This is a genomic window from Boseongicola sp. (assembly GCF_057460485.1).
Genome location: NZ_JBVCWP010000014.1, coordinates 14,757 through 35,443, shown reverse-complemented (window position 1 = coordinate 35,443; position 20,687 = coordinate 14,757). Strand labels below are relative to the sequence as shown.

Below are 20,687 nucleotides of genomic sequence, written 5' to 3'. Positions count from 1 at the left end.
TGATCTTTCAGGAACCGATGGCCAGCTTCGCGCCCGTGATTTCCATCGGCAAGCAGATGGTCGAACAGCTTCAGCTTCACTCCAACATGACCAAAGCCGAAGCCAAAGCCCACTCGATCACCATGCTCGACCGCGTCGGAATCTCGGACCCGGCCAAGCGCATTGATCAGTACGCCTTCGAGCTGTCCGGCGGCATGCGACAGCGCGCGATGATCGCGATGGCCCTCAGCACCAAACCGAAGCTCCTGATCGCAGACGAACCGACAACTGCGCTTGATGTGACGATACAGGCGCAGGTGATTGACCTGATGAAGGACCTCGTCGAGGAATTCCACATGGGTATCCTTTTCATCACCCATGATCTCGGTGTCGTCGCCCAAACCGCCGACAAAGTGAACGTCATGTATCTTGGCCGGATGATCGAAGAAGGTCCGGTGCGCGACGTCATTCGCACCGCAAAACACCCCTACACGCAGGGCCTTTTGAACGCGCTGCCGAAACTCAACGATCTGGACTCGCCCCTTGAGCCTGTTCCCGGCGATATCCCATCCCCGCTCGAACGCCCGTCAGGCTGCGTCTTTCACACCCGCTGCTCGCAGATTGTCGGGCCACAATGCTCGTCTCGCCAGCCTCGTGATGTGAACGTCGATCCTACCCATCGCGTTGCCTGCCACATCTACTCGGAGGCTGCAGAATGAGCGATATCCTGATCAAGGCGAACGGCCTCTCTGTCGGCTTCCAGATCGGCAATTCGATCTTCAAACGGCAGGTGTTAAAGGCTGTCGACAACGTGACGCTTGAAATTGAAAAGGGGTCATTTTTCGGGCTGGTTGGGGAAAGCGGATCTGGAAAGACCACGCTTGGCCGCGCCCTCCTCAAGGCTGTGCCTATCACCGGGGGAGGAGCACACTACTCCGATGGAGAAGTTGCCTATGATCTTGAAGATATTTCGAAAGAAAACCTCAAAGATTACCGCAAACGCGCGCAGCTGATTTTTCAGGACCCCTATGCGGCCCTCTCACCAAGGATGACCGTGCGCGATATCATTGCCGAGCCGCTCGAAGTCATGGGTCTGACCAAGACCCGGGTCGAAACCGACGAACGCGTGCGCGAAATTGCCGCGAAATGCCGCCTTAACCTCGAACACTTGCGCCGCTTTCCGCACGCGTTCTCCGGCGGTCAGCGCCAGCGCATTTCCATCGCGCGTGCGCTTGTGTCCGCGCCGAAATTCGTCGTTGCCGATGAGAGCGTCGCCGCGCTGGATGTCTCCATTCAGGCGGACGTTCTGAACTTGCTGAAGGCTATTCAGGCCGACATGGGGCTGACGTTTATGTTCATTAGCCACGACCTCAGCGTTGTCGCACATACTTGCGATCATGTTGCGGTGATGTATCTTGGGCGCCTTGTGGAAACCGCGCCGACGCGCCAGCTTTTTGCGTCACCCAAGCATCCCTACACCAAGGCGTTGTTCTCGGCGATCCCGTCGCTTGACCCCGACGATCGCGGCATTGCTCAAAAGCTTGAAGGTGAAATCCCGTCGCCCACCAATCAACCTTCGGGGTGCAAATTCCACACCCGCTGTCCAAACGCGATTGACGTCTGCAAAACGATCGAGCCGCAACTTGAAACAGCAGATAGGGGTCATCAGGTCTCGTGCCATCGTTGGAAAGAATTGTTGGATCTGGTTCCCGCTTAACAACGTCTTGGTGAGGAAAATCTACAAAATAGAGGTTTCGAATTTCCAAACCCATCGCGCGGGCGTGGTAAAGCCCGCCCCCCGAACGCCCGAAGCGGCGTTATACTGACAGAGTATTTTCCTGTGGTTTCAGCGTGTTAACCACCGCCTGCTGCGCCTTTGTGCGCAGATGGTGAAGACACAGACGTGCACCTTAGATTTTAAACAGATTTCCGCGCTCTCAAAGCCGCCGAGATCGTTCCATCGTCCAGATAATCCAATTCGCCTCCAATCGGCACACCTTGCGCCAAGGTCGTGACCCGCACCCCGCCTTCAAGCTGTTCTGCGATGTAATGCGCCGTCGTCTGGCCATCCACCGTTGCGTTCAGCGCAAGAATAACCTCATGAATTTCCTCGGACTTCACACGATCCACAAGCTTAGGAATGCGCAACTCGTCCGGCCCGATCGCGTCCAGCGCGCTCAGCGTTCCGCCCAGCACGTGATACCTGCCCCGGAACACGCCCGACCGCTCCATCGCCCAAAGATCGGCGACATCTTCAACAATGCACAACTCGCCAGTCGCGCGCTTTTCGCTTTTACAGATCTCACAGATATCCGATGTGCCGATATTTCCGCAGTTGAGACATTCCTGCGCCGTATCCGCCACTTGCCGCATTGCGTCTGCCAATGGACTCAACAAAACCCCGCGCTTTTTGATCAGATGCAAAACAGCACGTCGCGCAGACCGAGGCCCAAGCCCCGGCAATCGCGCCATCATCTCGATCAGCGCCTCAAGTTCTTTGGGTGCGTCTGACAGCGTCCCTGTCCCGACTTAGAACGGCAGTTTCATGTCGGCTGGCAATCCAAGGCCTTCGGTCATTTTTTGCATCTCTTCCTGGCTTTTATCCGATGCTTTGGACTGCGCATCTTTAATCGCCGCAAGGATCAGATCTTCCACGACTTCTTTCTCATCCGCATTAAAGATCGACGGATCAATATCCAGCGCGGTCAATTCGCCCTTGGCTGTGGCCGTGGCCTTAACCAATCCTGCACCGCTTTCGCCGACTACGGTCACACGGTTCAGCTCGTCTTGCATCTCCGCCATTTTTGTCTGCATATCCTGTGCAGCTTTCATCATCTTGCCCATATCGGCCAGACCGCCCAAACCCTTCAACATCTCGAAACTCCTATTCGTCCTCAAAAGGATCCCATTCATCTTCGACCTCGGCCAACGCCTCATGCGCGACCTCGCTCGAAATCTCTTCTGGTGTGCGTATAACTCCAAGTTTTGCCTTGGGAAAAGCGGCAAAAACGGCGCTGACCAACGGGTTCACCCGTGCTTCGTCCGCCAGGGCCTTTCGTTTGGCGTCGCGGGTTTCCACAATTGTGGGTGTGCCACCTGTTGTCACAATGGTGACTGTCCACCGCACGCCGGTCCATGCCTGAAGCCTGCTGCCGAGCCGCTGCGACAAATCCGATGCGGCATTCGGCGAAGGCTCGAATTCAATCCGTCCGGGCTGATAGTTAACCAAACGCACGCCGCCTTCGATCTCGACCAGCAGCTTTACGTCGCGGTTGGTGCGCACAAGATCAACGACGTGCTGAAACGTCGGGAAGCGTGCCAAAGCATTGTCCGTACCAAGCGCCACGGCGGCCTGCGCGCCAGAGGCCGAAACGCCGCCGCCGGACTGCATCGAAACGCCGCGATTCGCCACTGCATTTGTCCCACCAGAGGTCCCACCTGCGCCTCCGCTGCCAGACGGGGCAGGGGGCACGGGTGTGTCTTTCAATTTGGCGACCAAATCGCCGGGTGTTGGCAGTTCAGCCACATGCGTCATGCGGATAACGGCCATCTCTGCGGCCATCATCGCATTCGGAGATAACGCAACTTCTTCTAAGGATTTCAAGGACATTTGCCACATCCGCGCCAGAACAGGCATGGACAAACGGCCCGCCATATCCCGCCCGCGTGCGCGCTCGTCCGGGCCGACCGTTGGGTCGTCTGCGGCCTCGGGCGTGATGCGGATAACACTAATCCAATGGGTAATTTCGGCCAGATCACGCAACACTGCCATCGGGTCTGCGCCGTCGGCGTACTGCGAAGAAAGCTCGGTTAAAGCCCCGGCCGCATCACCGGCCATCACCATATCGAACAGGTCCAAAACCCGCCCCCGGTCGGCAAGTCCGAGCATCGCCCGTACCTGTTCGGCCGTCGTTTCGCCCGCACCATGACTGATTGCCTGATCCAACAAAGACTGTGCATCCCGCGCGGAACCTTCCGCCGCCCGTGTGATCAAAGCCAGCGCATCATCCGAGATCTCGGCCCCCTCGGCCACGGCGATCTTGCGCAGCAATGCGATCATCACTTCGGGTTCAATTCGTCGAAGATCGAACCGCTGGCACCGCGACAGAACTGTCACGGGAACCTTGCGGATTTCGGTTGTGGCAAAGATGAACTTCACATGCGCAGGCGGTTCTTCCAGCGTCTTCAACAGCGCATTGAACGCGCTGGTCGACAGCATGTGAACCTCGTCGATAATATAGATCTTATAGCGTGCAGAAGCGGCGCGATACGCAACGGAATCAATGATTTCGCGGATATCGCCGACACCTGTGCGGCTGGCCGCATCCATCTCCAGTACGTCGACATGACGCCCTTGGGCGATCGAAACGCAATGCTCGCATTTCCCACAAGGGTCCGTTGTCGGACCACTTTTTCCGTCTGGCCCGATGCAATTCATGCCCTTGGCGATGATCCGCGCCGTCGTGGTTTTACCGGTCCCGCGAATGCCGGTCATGATGAAGGCTTGCGCGATGCGATCCGCCTCGAACGCGTTCTTCAGCGTCCGGACCATCGCATCCTGACCAACAAGATCGGCAAATGTCTCGGGCCGGTATTTCCGGGCCAGAACCTGATAGCCACTGGTGTTGGAGTCGCTCATAAATACCCCGGTTGGATTCGCATTGCGCGAGGTTAGACCGGCACGTCTGAGGCGTCCACCAGAAGCCGACCAATCAGGACGACAGATAGCTCCAAATCTGGTCTTTCAGATGCGCGCGCTGTTTGCGCAGGTCCGTTTCGGCCATTCCGTCTATCGGCTCAACGTTCGTCTCCGCCCGGTGAATGGTGCGATTTAGCTCATGATAGCTGTCGAACATCTGCGCGAAATGCGCGTCAGATTGTTTCAATTCGCTCATCTTGGCGACGTGTTCGGGAAATTCTTCGGCAAGTTCGTGGGGCGTGTGAGACATATAATGGTCCTCCTTTTATGGGTTTGGACCAACCATATCCCTGACTTCGACCAAGTGCTTTGACACGGGTCAACCCCTGCAAGTTTTCTCAAACGCGCCCTCTCGGTGGATTGCCGCTTCAGGGTGGCATCCAGGTCCGCGGAAATCTTGCATCGGCCCCCTCTCTCCGGCATCCTTGCGCAACTTGCGCGGATTGCGGACGGCGAGACATTGACAGGGGCCTATCTCGATCCCAACAAAAAGCCGGTAGCTGCGCGAAATATCGTTCGGCTGATCCCGTACTTTCCGGATAAGCTTGGTCATGCGAAGGGTCTGGTTGCGGCGGGCGCGGACCATGATCGCCCCGACGACGCTGGCATTACACTGGTGCAGATTGCAGGCTGGGACCCGGACCCGAAGGGATGGGGTATTTCTTGTCTGTGAAACCTGATCTGTGTCCCGGGAACAATTACGGAGGAACCTTGTTGTCAACGATCATTCCTGCCTCGGCGAATGCGCCGTATCGTTCTCCGCGTGATCATATCTGCTGCCTTGAACTCGCTTTGAAAATGGGTGTGGCCTTGCCGCGTTGTGCTGTCGAGCTTGCCGGTGATCCTAATGTCACGGCATTCCTTGCAGCCTGGAGCGAGGCACATCCGGGGCAGGTGCTGGAGACTGGTGTTGCCTGACTGGTCCGTAAGCGAACTCCCCTTGGGCAACGGGTGGCTGGGGATCGCGCCGATCCCCGGCCGCACAGCTGCCTATCTTTCCGATCTGGCCACTTTACTACGTTGGGAGCCGACTTTGGTGCTGACGATGACAACCCATCGTGAAATGGCGCGGGTTGGGGCGACGGACATCGGCGCCGACCTTAAGGCAGCTGGTGTCGCGTGGCGGCATCTGCCAATTGCTGATTTTGGCGCGCCCGATGATCAAACTGCGGCGCTTTGGCCTGAGCTGTCCGCGCTTGCTCACGACGAGCTTGCTCAGGGAGGGCGCGTATTGGCGCATTGTTTTGGGGGCTGTGGTCGCTCCGGCATGGTTCTGATGCGGTTGATGGTCGAAGCGGGTGAAGACGCGGATCCCGCGCTGGCCCGCCTCAGGGATGTGCGCAGTTGCGCGGTCGAGGCCAAAGAGCAGCGCATATGGGCGGCCGCCCCAATGTTTGAGCGCTTGGGGTTGGGCCAGTGAGCGATCCCGGCGACGGCAACCGGCTTTTGTTGGCGGGCCTTATGGCGCTTTGGGTCATGGCCTTCGGCTATGCTTTTGTGGCCGCCGAAGGGGCAGGTGCGGGGGTGAGCCGGAACGCCCTGATCGAGGCGTTCCGGGTTTACGCAGGCTGGCAAGCCATCGCCGGAACTCTTGCTTTGGCTATTGCCGGTGTCGGCTGGCGCTGGCCCAGGGGCACTTCAGTTCGGCGGCTTAGCCTTGTGCCCATCGCGCTGGCCGCTCTGCAAGTTGCGGCGTTTGTGGGACTGCGCGCGGTCGACAGAATCTAGCGTTTGCTGCGTTCATGCCGTTTGCGCGCCGTGACGCTGCGCACCATTTTACCAAAGCTTTTGTCGCGCGCGCGCGCGCCGGCAAGCGTTTCTGAGTTGCGCATCTCTTCCGCCTTCAACTTACGCCAGCGTTTCACGCGATCCGCGTCAAGGTCGCCCGCTTGCAGGGCGCCTTGGATAGAACAGCCCGGTTCGGTCTCGTGTGCACAGTCGGAAAACCGACACGATTCCGCCAGCGTTTCGATGTCTTCAAAGACAACCGCAATTCCGTCCGAAACATCCGTCAGGGCCAGCGACCGCATTCCGGGCGTGTCAATAATCCACCCCCCAGCGGTCGTGCGCACAAGCGCACGGGACGTGGTCGTATGGCGCCCTTTTGCATCATCTTCGCGAATGTCCTGCGTGAATGCCTCGTCTCCGGTCAGGGCATTGCGTAATGTCGTCTTGCCAACACCCGACGAGCCGACCAATGCCAGTGTCTCGCCGTTGCTGCACCAAGACGTTAGGCGATCCACATCTTCCGCATCTGTGGCGTCGATGGCGATTGCGGTAAGCAATGGGGACAAGCGTTGCGCGTCCTTCACATATCGGGCGGGATCTTCGTCCATGTCCGCCTTCGTCAAAATTACCAAAGGCAAACATCCCGCGTCGGCGGCGATCACCAGGTAGCGCTCCAGGCGGGCCAGATTAAAATCGGCGTTGCAAGACGATACGATGCCAAGTGTCGCGACATTGGCCGCCAGCAACTGAGGGCGCGCGTCGTTTCCTGCACCGCCTCGTTTCAACAAACTTTGCCGCTCAAGAACGCGGGCGACGTGCCCGTCCTCGGCCAGCACCCAATCGCCCGGAGCCAGCTGTCCGGTCTTGTCAGGGGTCGACAGGGAATGTGTGCCATGGGGCGAGAAAGCCTCGACGCGATCACGGTGAACGGACGAAATGCGCATAGGAGAGGCCCCTTCAGGAATGTCCTGACGGGCAAAGAACGCAGACCAACCAAGGTCAGCAAGTGAATTTGGTGTCATTTGGGATAACCCTTGAAAGCAATAGGAAAGGGCACGCTGCCGGGACGTGCGAAACCATCATTGGGCCGTTTCAGAATTCAAACATTCTGGGCCCGGAGGGAAACTTGGGTGACCATGAAACCTCCGATCGCTTTTAGTTGGGTGAGAGGCTGAACACGACCCAAACGGGGCTCGTTGCGGCTGCTTCCTTCCGGATCTGACCGGGTTGGCGAGGCGCTTGCCCGCGCCAACCTCTCACCCCACGATCTAATAGCGCGCGCCGAGATTCGCAAGTCTGGCGAGACCTGCATGCGTTTTGGCACGTTTAGCGATATATCTGGCACGATTAGCGATATATCGCGCGATCTGCGAGTGATCAGGCGGTCTAAACCGCCTAAATCCATGTGGGCAGGACCGCAGGGAGACGCGCAGATGGCCTAGAAGACCGAAAATATCGCCAGGGTTGGTCCACAAGAAGAGGTGATTTGCGTCAGGTTGGCTGTCGCTCTGCCCAGCCTGCGAAGAGTTTCTCGAGCGCGACGACGACGTAGTACAAAACGATGCCGAGGAACGCTAAGGCGATCAGCACGGCAAACATCAATGGGTAATCTGCATTGGTTTTGCCGCTGTCGAAAAGGGCCCCAAGACCGCGTCCATGGGGGCTGACGATCTCCATCAGGTTGGTGCCGATAAAGGCCAGCGTCACCGCAACTTTCAACGGTGCAGCGGGGCCTTCAAATTTCCAGTCGAGCGCAAAAGGCACTTTTTCCTGGGCGGAGGCCAGAGTGGCAGCAAATATGCCGGCACTGGCCAGAATGGCGCGGGTGAATATGGACAGCGCTGCGGAAGGCAGCACCCTGCTTTGCCCGTTTTTCGGCAATACCGAAGCGACTGCATGAGATTTAAGCGGTCAGCGGGGCCAGTTCATTTTGTGGGTTTTGGCTTCGGGGAGCGCGCAATTTTACAGGCGCGCTCCATCTGATCAGAGGTTCAGGCGGAATAAGGCGAACCCATCTGCACCGTCACCAGCAGGTGAAACATCGACGCTTTTCAGATCATCGACGTAGTCGGCAGCCTTCGGGCCTGTCTCAAACAAAACGGACGTGTCGGCCAGAGGTGAAAACGTCCAGTTTGCATCCGCGCTGGGCTGTATGGTGCCCTGGTCGACGATGTAACGAACGATGACGTCGCGGTTGGTATCGGGCGCCTCAAATATGACCGTGGAGCCATCGGCACCCGGGAACGATCCGCCGCCGCTGGCCCGATAATTGTTGGTCGCCACGACAAATTCCATATCATCGGCAACTGGTTCGCCGTCGTAAGAAAGGTTCTTGATCCGGTTGGCGTCAGGGTTCAGGCTCTCGCCCTTTGGTCCGAATTTAGACGGCTGGCTAAGGTCGATCTGGTAGGTCACGCCATCCATCACATCGAAATTGTAGGACGGGAAAGATGGGTTCAAGAGGGCGGTGTCGTTGGTCCCCGGCTCGACCTGATTGAACATGCCCGCCGACCGTTCAAGCCAGTTGCGGACATCTGCCCCAGTGATCCGCACCGCGCGCACCGTGTTGGGATAAAGATACAAATCCGCGACATTCTTGATTGCAACATCGCCTGCGGGAACATCGGTGTAATATTCTGGACCACCACGGCCACCTGCTTTGAATGGGGCCGCCGCAGACAGGATCGGAAGGCCCTCGTGTTCGGTACCTTTCATCATTTCTTCAATGTACCATGTCTGCGCAATAGACACGATCTGCACAGACGGATCATCCGCCACCAAAGCAAAGTAGCTGTGCAATGGCGCTGCTGTTTTGCCGACCGCGCGACGGATATAGGCGAGCGTTTCGAGATGGGTTGCTTCGGTCGCGGCAAGAACGGCTTCGTCGCTTTCGACAAGTGCCGTGACCGAGCGATCCTCGTTGCGCTTCGAGATGGGCCGGGTTTCGACAGTCGTGTTCACCACGCGCCATTCGCCGGCTTCGCGTTCCAGCATCAGGTCGATCACCCCAAGGTGCGACCCCCAAAACCCGCCCATGGTTGCGGGTTTACCGTGGATCAGACCCTTTTCAGCATCAACCGCAGTGTAGTCGGCATAGGTGGGTGAGGGAAACACAAGATGGCTGTGGCCGGTGACCAAAGCGTCGATGCCGTCGATGGCCGCCAAAGGTACGCTGGCGTTCTCCATGCCCTCGGTTTCCTCGGCGGAACCAATCCCCGAGTGGCTAAGGGCGATGATAATATCAGCGCCTTGTTCACGCATTTGGGGCACATAGGCGCGCGCGGTCTCCAGAATATCTCGCGTGGTCACCTTTCCTTCAAGGTGTTTGCGATCCCAGTTCATGATCTGCGGAGGCACAAATCCGATAATGCCGACCTTGATCGAATGGGTTTCGCCGGCGCCGTCGGTTAGCATTCGGTCAAGAATGACATACCGCTGGATCAAGGTGACGTCTTTGGTTGGATTGCGGCCTTCAGTTGTAACGACGTTCGCCGATACAATCGGAAAATCCGCGCCTGCAAGGGATTTCATCAAAAAGTCGAGGCCATAGTTGAACTCGTGGTTCCCAAGCGTCGACACATCGAACCCTACAGCATTCATTGCTGCAATGACGGGATGCAAGTCGCCGTCTTTCATGCCGCGTTCGTAGGCGATGTAATCTCCCATCGGATTGCCCTGAAGGAAGTCACCGTTGTCGAGAAGAAGTGTATTGGTCGCCTCGGCCCTCACGTCGGCAATATGGGCGGCCGTGCGGGCAAGGCCTACAGTGTCGACCTCGCGGTCGCTGTAATAATCATAGGGCCAGACATGCACATGGAGGTCGGTGGTTTCCATGATCCGCAAGTGCGCCTGACCCGCGGCGGCGCGGGCCGAAAAGGGGTGGATTGCGATCATTGTTGCGCCCGCGGTTGTGGAAAGGAAAGTTCTTCGGCTCATTGCCGGTCCTTCGAAAAGTGACATTTCGGGCTCCCTGTTTTTTATGTGATCTTGCAAGGGGATCATGAAAGCCGCGGGGCGCATACCTCAAAATGAGGTGGCCAACGCCAAGTCGACCGAATTATTCTGCAACCCACTGTTTTGCGGGAGGTTTCGACATTTGCCAATTCCGAGATCGCATGGCACATCGGCTGGAAGATCAGGGGATGAAAGATGAAGCATGCAGAATCAGTAACTTTCGGTGGTTCAGGACTGGACCGAGCGGCGCATCTGCGGGGATCAGCGGATGAGCAGGCAAAACTTATTGCCCAAGCGAATGCCGGTGTTCTGGCAATCTGGCGCGGCAAACCGCTTCTGGACCTAGAACGACGCGTGCCTGTCTGGTTGACCCCCGACCATCCTGTATTTGCCTCTGCCGACGAAGCCGCCATTTTCCTAGGACTTGATGACGGCTATCCTCGGTTTGCTCGCGATATTTCGGGATGGGATCCCGACGAGGTTTCCGACACCGTTGGGGCGTTCCACGATCCCTCCGAACAGCTCCATCCGGCCATTCCAGCTACACAGGCGTTTTGCGAGCTGCGCGCAAATATGACCGTACTTTCGGCACGAGATGCTGAATTGGTGGCCGCGTCCAAGGCCGTTCTCAGCTGGCATGAAATACACGGGTTTTGCGCACGATGCGGGGCGAAAAGTGTCATTTCCCAAGCGGGCTGGCAGCGCGATTGTCCCCAGTGCAACGCGCATCATTTCCCGCGGACTGACCCCGTCGTCATTATGCTGATCCTGCATGGGAACTCGGTTCTGATGGGCCGCTCTCCTGGATGGCCCGAGGGCATGTATTCGCTTCTCGCTGGTTTTGTCGAAGCGGGCGAAACCATTGAGGGGGCCGTGCGGCGTGAAACCTTTGAGGAATCCGGGATCAAAGTGGGGGAGGTCAATTATCTGTCGTCCCAGCCCTGGCCGTTCCCGTCTTCGCTTATGTTTGGGTGTCACGGGGTGGCTTTGACGCGGGACATCACTGTCGACCCAGTCGAGTTGGAAGACGCTTTGTGGGTGACTCGCGAAGAGATGGCTTTGTCGCTGACCGAGGACAATCCAGTCATAAAACCAGCGCGAAAAGGGTCGATTGCCCGTTTCCTGATCGAAAATTGGCTTGCCGATACGCTGGATTGACGTCAGAGACCGGGCATGAAGCTGTCTAGTCAAAAAACTGTTGATGCCCCTATATCTGATGTCTTTGCAGCGATTTCGGACTTTGATGAATTTGAAGCGATGTTGTCGGACCGCGGCACGAAGATTGAGCGTTGCGGAGATATTGCGCCGCCTTCGGTCGGGGCAGAGTGGACCGCCCGCTTCAAATGGCACGACCGCCCATACGATGTGCGTGCAGAGCTGATCTCGGTAGACCCGGGTCAGGGCTATGCGATTGAAAGCAAAGGCAACGGCCTCGTTTGTATGGCGGTGGTTGATTTGCAGGCCATGTCGACATCGCAAACGCGCCTATTCGTCTCGTTTGACTTTATGGCAATGACGTTCGCCTCGAAACTGCTTTTGCAGACGCTTCGATTGACCGGGTCATCGCTTAACCGACGGCTCGACAAGCATGTGGCGGCCTACACTTCCAAGATAACGCGCCCCGCCTAACTCCCAAGTTGGGCGTGGACCTCGTCCAGATCGATCTGGCCTTTGGGTAGTTTGTTTGCCGGCATTTCTGTCGAAAAAAAACGACAGTATGCGGGTGTAGGGATGGCGCGCACAAGTAAAGGCGAGACTTTTATGTTGCTGAACGTTGTCCGTGATACGGTTTTTGCTGTCCTCCAAGCGCCGGGGAAGCCCATTATTTTGGGCAGCCTTGTTGTGTGCAGGGCCAATTGCGCCACTCTTCCCACCCAACCGAAAACCCCAAGGGTTCTTCAATGGCGCGGCTTGGGCTACACCTCTGAAAACCACGCAATAGGCAAGGAAAGACACAGGATGGTGACGATTGCCTTTATCCTTTTGTGTCACAAGGACCGCGACGCGATAACGCCGCAGGCCGAACGCCTCACTTCGGTTGGTGATAAGGTGGCGACACATTTCTATTTGCTGTCTGGCGATTGCATGCGGATCAAAAGTGCGGATTATATTCATGATTACCTCGACGCGCGTGACGTAGATGGCATTGAAATATTTGACGTTTTTGAAGACGGTTGGGTTAAAACGGGCTTTTGCGACGAGCGATTGGTCTATCGCCATCTTTTTAATGAACGTAGTCAGCCCAAGGGTTGCTATGCCTCTAGGAAGGTGCAGCAAACCTTGAGTTGGAAGCGGAGTATTCCGTCCCAATTGCCCGTGAGGATCGGCTCGCTGTGGTGGTGTTTCAGGCGCCAGTGCGTTGAGGCGATCTTGGAGTTTATTGACCAGGGGAAAGACATTGAATGGTTCTTCGGCGCGACCTGGTTACCGGACGAGACGTTTTTTCAGGCGCTGGCACGCCATTTTATTCCGGAGGTGGAAAGTGATTGCCGCACACCGACGATCACCTGCAAGGACATACGCGCCGCGTTGGCCTGGCACGCGAGAGGACGACAGCCACGAATTTCGAGGCTTTGCCGCCAATTCCCCGCAATGATCTGGCCCGCGAGATTGAGGCGAAACGCGATCAGCAGTTCCCCAAATTCTATCGTATCCGCAAGAATGTTGCGCCTGAGGACAGTGCGGATCCCCTTGCCAAGCTTTTAGGGATCGAACAGGAAAAAGCGCTTGAGATTGCCCGAAACATTATCTTTTTCTGACTGAGGAAAGCCATGACCTACGTTTATGACGACACTAATATCTTCGCGATGATCCTGCGAGGAGATATCCCGAATTCTACAGTGACCGAAACTGATTACAGCCTGGCCTTTCGTGATATCAACCCACAGTCGCCGGTGCATATCTTACTGATTCCAAAAGGGAAGTACGTCACAATCGACGATTTTGCTGCGAACGCGGGTCTTGAAGAAGTCGCGGACTTCTGGCGGACATTCGCCGCAATTATCGACGGCGAAGGGCTTCAGCAGAAAGGGTTTCGGGTTATTTCAAACGCCGGGGAGCACGGTCTGCAAGAGGTGCCGCATTTTCATCTGCATATTCTTGGTGGCAAGGCTTTGGGGCCGATCCTTGCGCAGTAGTGTGCTGAGGTAAGCGACCACTGACTTTTGGGCTGGCAGTCAAAACACCGCTTGCGCGCCCAAATTGACAGTTTCCTTGCCCGCGACCACGTCAGCGTAGAAATCAAATAGCCTGTCCTCGCCGAATTCCGGCGTGGCATCGGTGTCGTAAAGGCCTGTGTTCTTGTCAAAGACCAGCATCGATTCTGTGGCATAGTAACGACCGATTTGTGCGAGGTCCGCTTTGACGCCCAGGTCAGACTTCATCCGGCTGGCAAGGCGTAGTCCCCCCGCGATCACATCCAACATTGCGACGGGGACTTTGCGGTATTTCTCGGGTTGTCCGGTTAATCTGAAGATCTCGCGGCCCATTTCAAGCGGGGTCAGCGCGGGGCCGGGCCCACCGATGGGAAGGATACGGTTCCTGCGATCCGGGGCGTCAATGCAGCCAGCGATGAACGTTCCGAGATCACGGTCGCTGATCGGTTTACACGCGGTCAACTGCCCGTCGCCAAACATCAGATAAGGCTTGCCTGCGGTGACACGCGCGATCTGACCCGAAAGCGATTTGAAGAATGCAGTGGGTCGTACGATGGTCCAATTCAGCCCCGAGGCCACCAGTTTCTCTTCAAATGCTAATTTGGCGTGTTGGAAGGCGAGAAGTGGCTTTTGCACGCAAATCGCCGACAGCAGAATGAAATGCCCCACGCCTGACGCCTTGGCCCGTTCCAACAAGGCGACGTTGGCGTCGTGGTCAATCGCCCAGGCGTCCGCAGGCGCGCCGGTGCGCGAAGCGATGCACGAGACAAGGACGTCATAGGTCTCGCCCGCAAAACCGTAGTCACGAAGTGCTGCAGTGTCGGTGATGTTGGCAAAATGCAGGCGTGCGCCGGGCGCGACAGGGTCTTCGTTTTCTGGCCGCACAATACAGGTGACGTGATGGCCGGCGGCAATTAAAGCCGTCGTTGTGGCGCGCCCGGCAGTACCGGTCGCGCCGACGACAAGGACGCGGCGGGGCAAGTTGCCGTGTGAACTGGGAGGCGGTTGGTGTGGCATCAGTCTTTATATCGGCTAAAATTCGTTAGGGGTTTGTCTGGAGCATATAGGAAGGTGGCTTGATGGTTAACGGCCTTTGCCTGGCACTCAACCATCGTTAAGGGAGGGTCTTAATCACCACTGCTGTGCGACGGGCCTTGCTCGCAGGGGCGGCATGGCTAAGATACCCGTCTAGACCTTCAAGCGCGAGACTTTTTCAATGTCCAATACCCCCGAAGCCAATGTGGGCAATCCGCCCCCTGAAACCGAAACGGTGACAAGCGCCCGTATCGCCTGTGATGGGGGCGAGGGGGCGTTGGGACATCCGCGTGTCTGGCTTCAGATCGACCCCAAAACTGGTTGGGTTGAATGTGGGTACTGCGATAAGCGATTTGTGCAAGACGAAGGCACTTAGCCGCCGCCGTCCATTTTCCATGACATCCCTGGCGGCATACGCTTGACTTCCCAGCTTCGGACCGGAAGTCTGTTTTGTTGTTACACATATCAGGGAGACATTCATATGGCAGTTCGCCACCTACTTATTGCAGCCTCCGGGCTGGCGCTTGTCGCTGGTTCGGTTTCGGCTGAAACACTCCGTTGGGCGCGCGCGGGCGACGCGTTGACGCTTGATCCGCACGCTCAAAACGAGGGACCAACCTCGGCACTTGCACACCAGATCATGGAACCGCTCGTCATGCGCGACATGACAGGTGCAATGGTGCCGGCACTTGCTACGGATTGGGGTCCGTCGGTTGATGACCCGAATATCTGGGTTTTCAACCTGCGCGAGGGCGTGACGTTCCACGATGGCGCCGCGTTTGATAGCGAAGACGTGAAGTTCAGCCTGGATCGGGCAATGACACCAGATTCTGACTATAAAGAGCTTTTGGCGTCGGTCGTCGAAGTGCGGGCGCCTTCGGCTTATGTTGTAGAGATCGTGACCGATGGTCCGAATCCAATTATGCCAAATAACCTGACCAATATGTTCATGATGGACAAAGACTGGGCCGAGGCGAACAACGCTGCAAAGGTTCAGGATTATGAAGGCGGTGAAGATACGTTTGCGGCGAAGAATGCAAACGGCACCGGCCCATACAAGCTGATCAGCCGCGAACCCGATGTCCGCACGGTTCTCGAAATTAACGAGAATTACTGGGGAACGGGCGAATTTCCGATGGAAATAACCCGGATCGAATATACGCCGATCCAGAACGCGGCGACCCGCGTTGCGGCGTTGTTGTCAGGCGAAGTAGACTTTGTGCAAGACGTACCTGTGCAAGACCTTGAGCGCGTGGCGAGCACAGATGGTCTGGAAGTGCGGACAGCACCACAGAACCGCGTGATCTTCTTTGGCATGAACATGGGCGACGCGGACCTGGCCAACGACAGTGTCGAAGGCAAGAACCCACTTGCGGATGTCCGCGTGCGGACAGCAATGAACATCGCGATTAACCGCGATGCGATCAAACAGGTCGTTATGCGGGATCAATCGCAGCCGGCGGGTATGATCTCACCGCCATTCGTCAATGGTTGGACGGCTGAGCTTGATGCTTCCGTTACCGACATCGAGCGCGCAAAAGCACTTATGGGCGAGGCCGGATATGGCGATGGGTTCAGCATTCAGCTGGATTGCCCGAACGACCGCTATATCAATGACGAAGCGATCTGTCAGGCGTCGGTTGGCATGCTTGCGCAAATCGGCGTGACGGTGAACCTTGATGCCAAACCAAAGGCTCAGCACTTCCCACTGATCAACAACCTTGAAACCGACTTCTACATGTTGGGCTGGGGTGTTCCGACCTACGATTCCGAGTACATCTTCAACTTCCTCGCGCACACCAAAGGCGAGAAGTACGGCTCATGGAACGGAACACGCTATTCCAACCCTGAGTTGGATGCGCAGATCGTTGCATTGGCATCGGAGACTGACCTCGACAAGCGGAATGGCATGATCGCGGATATCTGGTCCGTTGTGCAGGAACAGCAGCTCTACATTCCGATCCACCATCAGGTTCTGAACTGGGGCATGTCTGACAATGTCAGCACGATTGTTGCGCCCGATGACACGGCGAAATTCAAGTACTTCACCTTGAACTAACAGCTTTCCGGGTGGGCACATCTTGATATGTGGCCGCCCGGTTTTCCACTGAAAAACACTTCTTTCCAGGTGGTTGGCGGCTTTCGGTGTATGTCTCTTTGTAAGACACAAGATAGTCGAATGAGAGAAGGAGAATTTGGGGGATTTTTCTGGAAGCGCCGGTCATCATCGGCGCGCTACCAGTCTGGTGTGTGTGCTCATGCTTGAGCGATCTTCAGTGATAAGCCTCTCAGCATTAAATTTGCATGTTTTGACCTTGGGGACCTCGGCCTCTTGGACGGTGCTTTCGAGCGCGGGTCCGACATAGTCACCCGAACCGCAGGTGTGATACGTCAGGCGCCTGGCGCTTTCTTTTGTGTTTTGGAAGATGAACGCTTTTCGGGTTTCGTGCGGTCACAGTTTCTGACGCGCGATAGCGACCTGCTGGCGGACCGATATGCGCAGGAAAATTCAATGTTTGCCGGCATCGTTGAGCGTGGCGCAGGTGTGCGGATTGCTGACCTAAGTGAGCTTCCCGAGTTTGAAGCCGCATTCGAGCGTCCGTGCTGCCATTTAAATGCGTGCTCGACGAACCTGTATTTGGCCCCGCGCGCGGCTAATTGGTGCGCTGATCGTGGTGAGCAGCGTACCTCGCAAATGGGCCGAGATTGAGTGCCTGGAATTGAAGGATCAGGCCCATCTTCTGTCGCGGCACTTGAAACACTAAAACCTATCCAGCAAGAGCCAACCGTCGTCTCTCAAGGCCCGCAGTTCCGGAACTAGGCAACCCGTCCTCACATTTCCTTGAGTTCCCTGTTGATCTGCCCGCCTTCGGAGTAGGACAGGACGTCACATGCGGTCACACGAACCGCAGTTCCATGGGAGAAAACGTATGACACGACTACTCACAACGGCCGCCGCCCTTGCTTTGGTGGCGACGCAAGTATCTGCGGCTGAGTTCCGCTGGGCCGGAAAGACCGATCCACAAACAATGGACCCGCACGCCGTAAGCTCCGCCCCCGTGTTGGGCTTCTTGAACAACGTTTATGACGGGCTGGTGCGCATGTCGAAAGACATGACGCTTGAGCCGTCGCTTGCCACGGCGTGGGAGCCGATAGGTGAGGGCGAAGGCTGGCGATTTACACTCCGTGAAGGGGTCACATTCCATGACGGGTCAGCCTTTGATGCCGAAGATGTCATGTTCTCCTATGAGCGGGCTTCGAGCGAGTCTGCTGATGTGCGCAGCTGGTTTTCGTCCGTGACGGGCGTCACAGTTGTCGATGATTTCACGGTTGAGATGTACACATCTGCACCGAACCCGCTGTTTCCTGCATCCATCGCCAACTGGATGATGATGGACAAGGGCTGGAGTGAAGCGAACAATGCCGCGCGTCCGGACAAGGAGGCCGGAAACTTTGCCACTCTGAACGTGAATGGCACCGGTGCTTTCAAAATTCAGGGCCGCCAACCGGGCCTGTCGACGACTTTGGTGCCGCACGAAGCTTTCTGGGATGAGGTCGAGCACAACATCACGTTAGCGACGTTCACACCGATCCAGAATTCGGCGACTGCCGTTGCGGCTTTATTGTCGGGGGACGTCGATTTTATTGAACCTGTGCCAATCCAGGATGCCGCGCGTTTAGAGTCTAGTGATGGAATCACCATTATTCGCGGGATTGAAACACGGGTTCTGATGCTTGGGTTTGCACATGGTGCAGACACGCTGAAGTACGGTGCAAGCGCGGGTGATGCGAACCCGTTCCAGGATGTTCGTGTGCGCGAGGCGGTGGCCAAGGCAATCAACGTCGACGCCATCCTGCAAACGATCTGGCGCGGCAACGCGGCCGCGGCAAGCCAGCTGGTTACACCAGCCATGAGCGGTTATTCGACAGCCAACGACGCGCGTCCGGCATTTGATGTTGAAGGTGCTAAGGCGCTTCTGGCGGATGCGGGATATGCAGACGGATTTGGCTTCGGCCTAAAATGTCCGAACGACCGGTATCCAAATGACGAGTCTGTCTGTCAGGCAATCACGTCAATGCTGGCGCAGATTGGTATTTCGGTCGAGTTGGATGCGATGCCGGTCTCCAACTATTGGCCAGAGCTGCGCGAAGACAACTTCGATATGTACCTTCTGGGCTGGTCGCCTGGTGGTTCGATGGACCATGAGCATCCGCTTCGCTTCCTTGCCTCCACGCCGAATTCTGAAAAGCGTCTGGGGTCATGGAACTTTGGCGACTATTCCAATGCGCGGCTTGATGAGTTGTTGCCGATGATCCAGGCCGAACTTGATCCGGCAGCACGTCAGGCGATGATTGATGAAGTCGTGGGCCTTTATCAGTCCGAGCATGCCTATGTGCCGCTTTATGTGCAGCCATTGGTTTGGGGCACGCGGGACAATATCGAAATGACACAACGCCCGGATAACTTCTTTATCCTGCGCTGGGTGACAGTCAACTAAGGGGCAGGCAAAAAAGGGGCGGGGGACGCTGTCCCCGCGCACGCCTGAGATATTTCTGAAAGAGTGAAGGGCTCCCTTGGTTGGGGGCCCTTTTTTATTGCAAGGCACGAGCCTAGCGGCGTTTTGGATCCGCGGGATAGACGCCGAGGATTTTGATCTCGGAGGTGAAATACTCAAGCTCGGCCAAGGCCAATTGCACGTTCTTGTCGTCGGGGTGACCTTCGACGTCGGCGTAAAACTGTGTGGCCGAGAACGAGCCGTCGACCATGTAGCTTTCCAACTTAGTCATGTTGACGCTGTTTGTCGCGAAACCTCCCATTGCTTTGTAGAGCGCCGCAGGAATGTTACGAACACGGAAGACGAAGGTCGTCGTCATAGTGTCGCCGCGACGGGAGAGGTCCGGTGTTTTCGACATCACGAGGAAGCGTGTCGTGTTGTGGTCTTCGTCTTCGATATGACGGGCGAGCACCTCAAGGCCGTAGACATCTGCGGCCAGTTCCGACGCAAGGGCAGCCACAGTCTTATCGCCGGCTTCCGCGACATCGCGTGCAGCGCGGGCATTGTCGGTGCTAACAGCCCCGCGCACTTTGTTGGCTTGCAGCCAGCGCGTGCATTGGGGCAGCAGAACAAGATGTGAATAGGCGGTTTTGATGTCGCTGACTTTTGCGCCAGGGACGCCGAGTACGTTGATATGTACGCGCACGAATGCTTCGTCAACGATGTGAAGGCCGCTGGCAGGCAACAACCGATGAATGTCGGCCACACGTCCGTAGGTGGTGTTTTCGACCGGCAGCATGGCAAGCTCGGCCGCGCCCGAATTCACCGCCTCGATCACGTCTTCGAAGGTGCGGCAGGGCATCGGTTCGTGTTCGGGACGCGTCTCGACGCAAGCCTGATGGGAATAGGCGCCGGGCTCTCCCTGGAATGCAATACGTGCGCTCATCTCGTGGTTTATCCGACCCGTTGTGACAAAAAGGCTTTTCGCCGCAGGTGTTATCGCTTGAAGCCTAACATGGGAAGCGGATAGATAACTGCTAAACTCTGAGAGAACGGGACGCGACATGTTCGACACGATGACATTGACTAAAGCGATAGGCGGCCTGTGCGGCACTTTCCTAGTCTTCCTGCTTGGCGGCTTTGCGGCGGAATTTATCTATCACCCGAGCCATGGCGATGACCACCATCAGGCCTACACCATCGAGATCGAAAGTGATGCGCCTGCGGAAGAGGTCATTGAGATTGCTTTTGCCGATGTCTTCGCTGCTTCCGATGCTGGCGCGGGCGAGCGGCTTTGGCGTCAGTGTCAGGCGTGCCACAAGTTGGAATCGGGTGCGAACGGCACTGGTCCCTATCTTGCCAACGTTGTCGGTCGCGATATCGGAACAGCGCAGGGCTATGCGTATTCGACCGCGATGGCCGAGTTTGCGGGCGACTGGACACCTGAGGCGCTGAATGAATTTCTGACATCGCCGTCTGACTATATCGACGGCACGAAGATGAGCTACCGTGGCATGGCCGATATCGAAGATCGCGCGAACTTGATCGCGTATCTCGAAGGTGCTGGCGGATAACCTTTTTATCACGTTTTTGGTACTATGGGGTCGGTCGCTGTTGCGTCTGGCCCTTTTGCTGCGCACG

At 56.8% G+C, this 20,687-nt stretch carries 24 protein-coding genes, 1 other RNA gene and 2 pseudogenes; 16 read left to right on the top strand and 11 right to left on the bottom strand.

What is annotated here, in order from left to right:
• A partial coding sequence (locus AC221Y_RS03910) for an ABC transporter ATP-binding protein (RefSeq protein ID WP_486706809.1) occupies window positions 1-698 on the top strand: 698 nt, incomplete at its 5' end.
• Window positions 695-1,696, top strand: a complete 1,002-nt coding sequence (locus tag AC221Y_RS03905; RefSeq protein WP_486706808.1) for an ABC transporter ATP-binding protein — start codon at window positions 695-697, stop codon at window positions 1,694-1,696. The genes AC221Y_RS03910 and AC221Y_RS03905, both read left to right, overlap by 4 nt.
• Before the next feature lie 200 nt (window positions 1,697-1,896).
• Here the strand turns inward: AC221Y_RS03905 and recR are convergent, their stop codons facing one another.
• From recR to AC221Y_RS03885, 4 genes are all read right to left on the bottom strand, one after another.
• The gene (gene recR, locus AC221Y_RS03900) at window positions 1,897-2,493 is read right to left on the bottom strand and encodes a recombination mediator RecR (protein WP_299753836.1); all 597 of its coding nucleotides are present in this window, start codon (window positions 2,491-2,493) and stop codon (window positions 1,897-1,899) included.
• A gap of 15 nt (window positions 2,494-2,508) precedes the next feature.
• The gene (locus AC221Y_RS03895) at window positions 2,509-2,853 is read right to left on the bottom strand and encodes a YbaB/EbfC family nucleoid-associated protein (protein WP_486706807.1); all 345 of its coding nucleotides are present in this window, start codon (window positions 2,851-2,853) and stop codon (window positions 2,509-2,511) included.
• Between the two features lie 10 nt (window positions 2,854-2,863).
• Window positions 2,864-4,618 carry a DNA polymerase III subunit gamma/tau gene (locus AC221Y_RS03890; protein WP_299753827.1) on the bottom strand — a complete coding sequence of 585 codons (1,755 nt, stop codon included), beginning with the start codon at window positions 4,616-4,618 and terminating at the stop codon, window positions 2,864-2,866.
• Between the two features lie 73 nt (window positions 4,619-4,691).
• Window positions 4,692-4,928 (bottom strand): HP1242/YdcH family protein, encoded by a 237-nt coding sequence (locus tag AC221Y_RS03885; RefSeq protein ID WP_299753828.1) that lies wholly within the window; start codon window positions 4,926-4,928, stop codon window positions 4,692-4,694.
• A gap of 147 nt (window positions 4,929-5,075) precedes the next feature.
• Here AC221Y_RS03885 and AC221Y_RS03880 point away from each other — a divergent pair, with 147 nt between their 5' ends.
• Genes AC221Y_RS03880 through AC221Y_RS03865 form a run of 4 tightly spaced genes read left to right on the top strand, consistent with a single transcriptional unit; the run spans window position 5,076 to window position 6,406 of the window.
• Window positions 5,076-5,351: a hypothetical protein gene (locus AC221Y_RS03880; RefSeq protein ID WP_299753829.1), complete on the top strand. Its 276-nt coding sequence runs from the start codon at window positions 5,076-5,078 to the stop codon at window positions 5,349-5,351.
• A gap of 41 nt (window positions 5,352-5,392) precedes the next feature.
• The gene (locus tag AC221Y_RS03875; RefSeq protein WP_299753830.1) at window positions 5,393-5,596 is read left to right on the top strand and encodes a hypothetical protein; all 204 of its coding nucleotides are present in this window, start codon (window positions 5,393-5,395) and stop codon (window positions 5,594-5,596) included.
• Window positions 5,589-6,098, top strand: coding sequence for a phosphatase domain-containing putative toxin (locus AC221Y_RS03870; protein WP_299753831.1), 510 nt, complete (start codon window positions 5,589-5,591; stop codon window positions 6,096-6,098). The genes AC221Y_RS03875 and AC221Y_RS03870 overlap by 8 nt, the downstream gene beginning before the upstream one ends.
• Window positions 6,095-6,406, top strand: a complete 312-nt coding sequence (locus AC221Y_RS03865; RefSeq protein ID WP_299753832.1) for a hypothetical protein — start codon at window positions 6,095-6,097, stop codon at window positions 6,404-6,406. Before AC221Y_RS03870 ends, AC221Y_RS03865 begins: the two co-directional genes overlap by 4 nt.
• Here the strand turns inward: AC221Y_RS03865 and rsgA are convergent.
• From rsgA to AC221Y_RS03845, 4 genes and pseudogenes are all read right to left on the bottom strand, one after another.
• Window positions 6,403-7,428, bottom strand: a complete 1,026-nt coding sequence (gene rsgA / locus AC221Y_RS03860; protein WP_299753833.1) for a ribosome small subunit-dependent GTPase A — start codon at window positions 7,426-7,428, stop codon at window positions 6,403-6,405. The genes AC221Y_RS03865 and rsgA overlap by 4 nt on opposite strands.
• 139 nt (window positions 7,429-7,567) lie before the next feature.
• Window positions 7,568-7,665, bottom strand: an RNA gene (gene ffs / locus AC221Y_RS03855) — signal recognition particle sRNA small type.
• A gap of 232 nt (window positions 7,666-7,897) precedes the next feature.
• Window positions 7,898-8,128: pseudogene (locus tag AC221Y_RS03850) on the bottom strand (ABC transporter permease); the annotation flags it as partial.
• Between the two features lie 261 nt (window positions 8,129-8,389).
• Complete coding sequence (locus tag AC221Y_RS03845) at window positions 8,390-10,342, bottom strand: bifunctional 2',3'-cyclic-nucleotide 2'-phosphodiesterase/3'-nucleotidase (RefSeq protein WP_486706806.1); 1,953 nt, start codon at window positions 10,340-10,342, stop codon at window positions 8,390-8,392.
• A 213-nt stretch (window positions 10,343-10,555) separates the two neighbouring features.
• Between AC221Y_RS03845 and nudC the strand changes: the two genes are divergently transcribed.
• Both nudC and AC221Y_RS03835 read left to right on the top strand, forming a co-directional pair.
• Window positions 10,556-11,518, top strand: a complete 963-nt coding sequence (gene nudC / locus AC221Y_RS03840) for an NAD(+) diphosphatase (protein ID WP_486706805.1) — start codon at window positions 10,556-10,558, stop codon at window positions 11,516-11,518.
• A 15-nt stretch (window positions 11,519-11,533) separates the two neighbouring features.
• Complete coding sequence (locus AC221Y_RS03835) at window positions 11,534-11,989, top strand: SRPBCC family protein (RefSeq protein WP_486706804.1); 456 nt, start codon at window positions 11,534-11,536, stop codon at window positions 11,987-11,989.
• On the opposite strand, the gene AC221Y_RS03830 is transcribed toward AC221Y_RS03835, so the two are convergent.
• Complete coding sequence (locus AC221Y_RS03830) at window positions 11,921-12,421, bottom strand: sulfotransferase family 2 domain-containing protein (protein WP_486706811.1); 501 nt, start codon at window positions 12,419-12,421, stop codon at window positions 11,921-11,923. The genes AC221Y_RS03835 and AC221Y_RS03830 overlap by 69 nt on opposite strands.
• Here AC221Y_RS03830 and AC221Y_RS03825 point away from each other — a divergent pair.
• From AC221Y_RS03825 to AC221Y_RS03815, 3 genes and pseudogenes are all read left to right on the top strand, one after another.
• Window positions 12,320-12,925: pseudogene (locus AC221Y_RS03825) on the top strand (beta-1,6-N-acetylglucosaminyltransferase); the annotation flags it as partial. The gene AC221Y_RS03830 and the pseudogene AC221Y_RS03825 overlap by 102 nt on opposite strands.
• Window positions 12,847-13,119 carry a DUF5928 domain-containing protein gene (locus AC221Y_RS03820; RefSeq protein ID WP_366141771.1) on the top strand — a complete coding sequence of 91 codons (273 nt, stop codon included), beginning with the start codon at window positions 12,847-12,849 and terminating at the stop codon, window positions 13,117-13,119. The pseudogene AC221Y_RS03825 and the gene AC221Y_RS03820, both read left to right, overlap by 79 nt.
• 12 nt (window positions 13,120-13,131) lie before the next feature.
• Window positions 13,132-13,497 (top strand): HIT domain-containing protein, encoded by a 366-nt coding sequence (locus tag AC221Y_RS03815; RefSeq protein WP_299758514.1) that lies wholly within the window; start codon window positions 13,132-13,134, stop codon window positions 13,495-13,497.
• Between the two features lie 39 nt (window positions 13,498-13,536).
• On the opposite strand, the gene AC221Y_RS03810 is transcribed toward AC221Y_RS03815, so the two are convergent.
• Entirely contained in the window at window positions 13,537-14,532 is a 996-nt protein-coding gene (locus AC221Y_RS03810; RefSeq protein WP_486706803.1) for an NAD(P)H-binding protein, read from the bottom strand.
• Window positions 14,533-14,731: 199 nt separating this feature from the next.
• Here AC221Y_RS03810 and AC221Y_RS03805 point away from each other — a divergent pair, with 199 nt between their 5' ends.
• The 4 genes from AC221Y_RS03805 (at window position 14,732) to AC221Y_RS03790 (ending at window position 19,049) form a co-directional block, all read left to right on the top strand.
• Window positions 14,732-14,926 (top strand): zinc-finger domain-containing protein, encoded by a 195-nt coding sequence (locus AC221Y_RS03805; protein ID WP_299758510.1) that lies wholly within the window; start codon window positions 14,732-14,734, stop codon window positions 14,924-14,926.
• Window positions 14,927-15,031: 105 nt separating this feature from the next.
• Window positions 15,032-16,609, top strand: a complete 1,578-nt coding sequence (locus tag AC221Y_RS03800; RefSeq protein ID WP_299758508.1) for an ABC transporter substrate-binding protein — start codon at window positions 15,032-15,034, stop codon at window positions 16,607-16,609.
• Between the two features lie 273 nt (window positions 16,610-16,882).
• Window positions 16,883-17,260: a hypothetical protein gene (locus AC221Y_RS03795; RefSeq protein ID WP_299758506.1), complete on the top strand. Its 378-nt coding sequence runs from the start codon at window positions 16,883-16,885 to the stop codon at window positions 17,258-17,260.
• Between the two features lie 220 nt (window positions 17,261-17,480).
• The gene (locus tag AC221Y_RS03790) at window positions 17,481-19,049 is read left to right on the top strand and encodes an ABC transporter substrate-binding protein (RefSeq protein WP_299758504.1); all 1,569 of its coding nucleotides are present in this window, start codon (window positions 17,481-17,483) and stop codon (window positions 19,047-19,049) included.
• Between the two features lie 112 nt (window positions 19,050-19,161).
• On the opposite strand, the gene AC221Y_RS03785 is transcribed toward AC221Y_RS03790, so the two are convergent.
• Entirely contained in the window at window positions 19,162-19,992 is an 831-nt protein-coding gene (locus tag AC221Y_RS03785) for a prephenate dehydratase (protein WP_299758502.1), read from the bottom strand.
• Window positions 19,993-20,110: 118 nt separating this feature from the next.
• Between AC221Y_RS03785 and AC221Y_RS03780 the strand changes: the two genes are divergently transcribed.
• Entirely contained in the window at window positions 20,111-20,620 is a 510-nt protein-coding gene (locus tag AC221Y_RS03780) for a c-type cytochrome (RefSeq protein WP_299758500.1), read from the top strand.
• Window positions 20,621-20,687: the final 67 nt, after the last annotated feature.

Coding starts and splice junctions, on each gene's coding strand:
- AC221Y_RS03905 (WP_486706808.1), top strand. CDS start 695: ATGAGCGATATCCTGATCAAGGCGAACGGCCTCTCTGTCGGCTTCCAG.
- AC221Y_RS03895 (WP_486706807.1), bottom strand. CDS start 2,853: ATGTTGAAGGGTTTGGGCGGTCTGGCCGATATGGGCAAGATGATGAAA.
- AC221Y_RS03890 (WP_299753827.1), bottom strand. CDS start 4,618: ATGAGCGACTCCAACACCAGTGGCTATCAGGTTCTGGCCCGGAAATAC.
- AC221Y_RS03885 (WP_299753828.1), bottom strand. CDS start 4,928: ATGTCTCACACGCCCCACGAACTTGCCGAAGAATTTCCCGAACACGTC.
- rsgA (WP_299753833.1), bottom strand. CDS start 7,428: ATGACACCAAATTCACTTGCTGACCTTGGTTGGTCTGCGTTCTTTGCC.
- AC221Y_RS03845 (WP_486706806.1), bottom strand. CDS start 10,342: ATGAGCCGAAGAACTTTCCTTTCCACAACCGCGGGCGCAACAATGATC.
- nudC (WP_486706805.1), top strand. CDS start 10,556: ATGAAGCATGCAGAATCAGTAACTTTCGGTGGTTCAGGACTGGACCGA.
- AC221Y_RS03835 (WP_486706804.1), top strand. CDS start 11,534: ATGAAGCTGTCTAGTCAAAAAACTGTTGATGCCCCTATATCTGATGTC.
- AC221Y_RS03830 (WP_486706811.1), bottom strand. CDS start 12,421: ATGTGTCGCCACCTTATCACCAACCGAAGTGAGGCGTTCGGCCTGCGG.
- AC221Y_RS03815 (WP_299758514.1), top strand. CDS start 13,132: ATGACCTACGTTTATGACGACACTAATATCTTCGCGATGATCCTGCGA.
- AC221Y_RS03810 (WP_486706803.1), bottom strand. CDS start 14,532: ATGCCACACCAACCGCCTCCCAGTTCACACGGCAACTTGCCCCGCCGC.
- AC221Y_RS03805 (WP_299758510.1), top strand. CDS start 14,732: ATGTCCAATACCCCCGAAGCCAATGTGGGCAATCCGCCCCCTGAAACC.
- AC221Y_RS03800 (WP_299758508.1), top strand. CDS start 15,032: ATGGCAGTTCGCCACCTACTTATTGCAGCCTCCGGGCTGGCGCTTGTC.
- AC221Y_RS03790 (WP_299758504.1), top strand. CDS start 17,481: ATGACACGACTACTCACAACGGCCGCCGCCCTTGCTTTGGTGGCGACG.
- AC221Y_RS03785 (WP_299758502.1), bottom strand. CDS start 19,992: ATGAGCGCACGTATTGCATTCCAGGGAGAGCCCGGCGCCTATTCCCAT.
- AC221Y_RS03780 (WP_299758500.1), top strand. CDS start 20,111: ATGTTCGACACGATGACATTGACTAAAGCGATAGGCGGCCTGTGCGGC.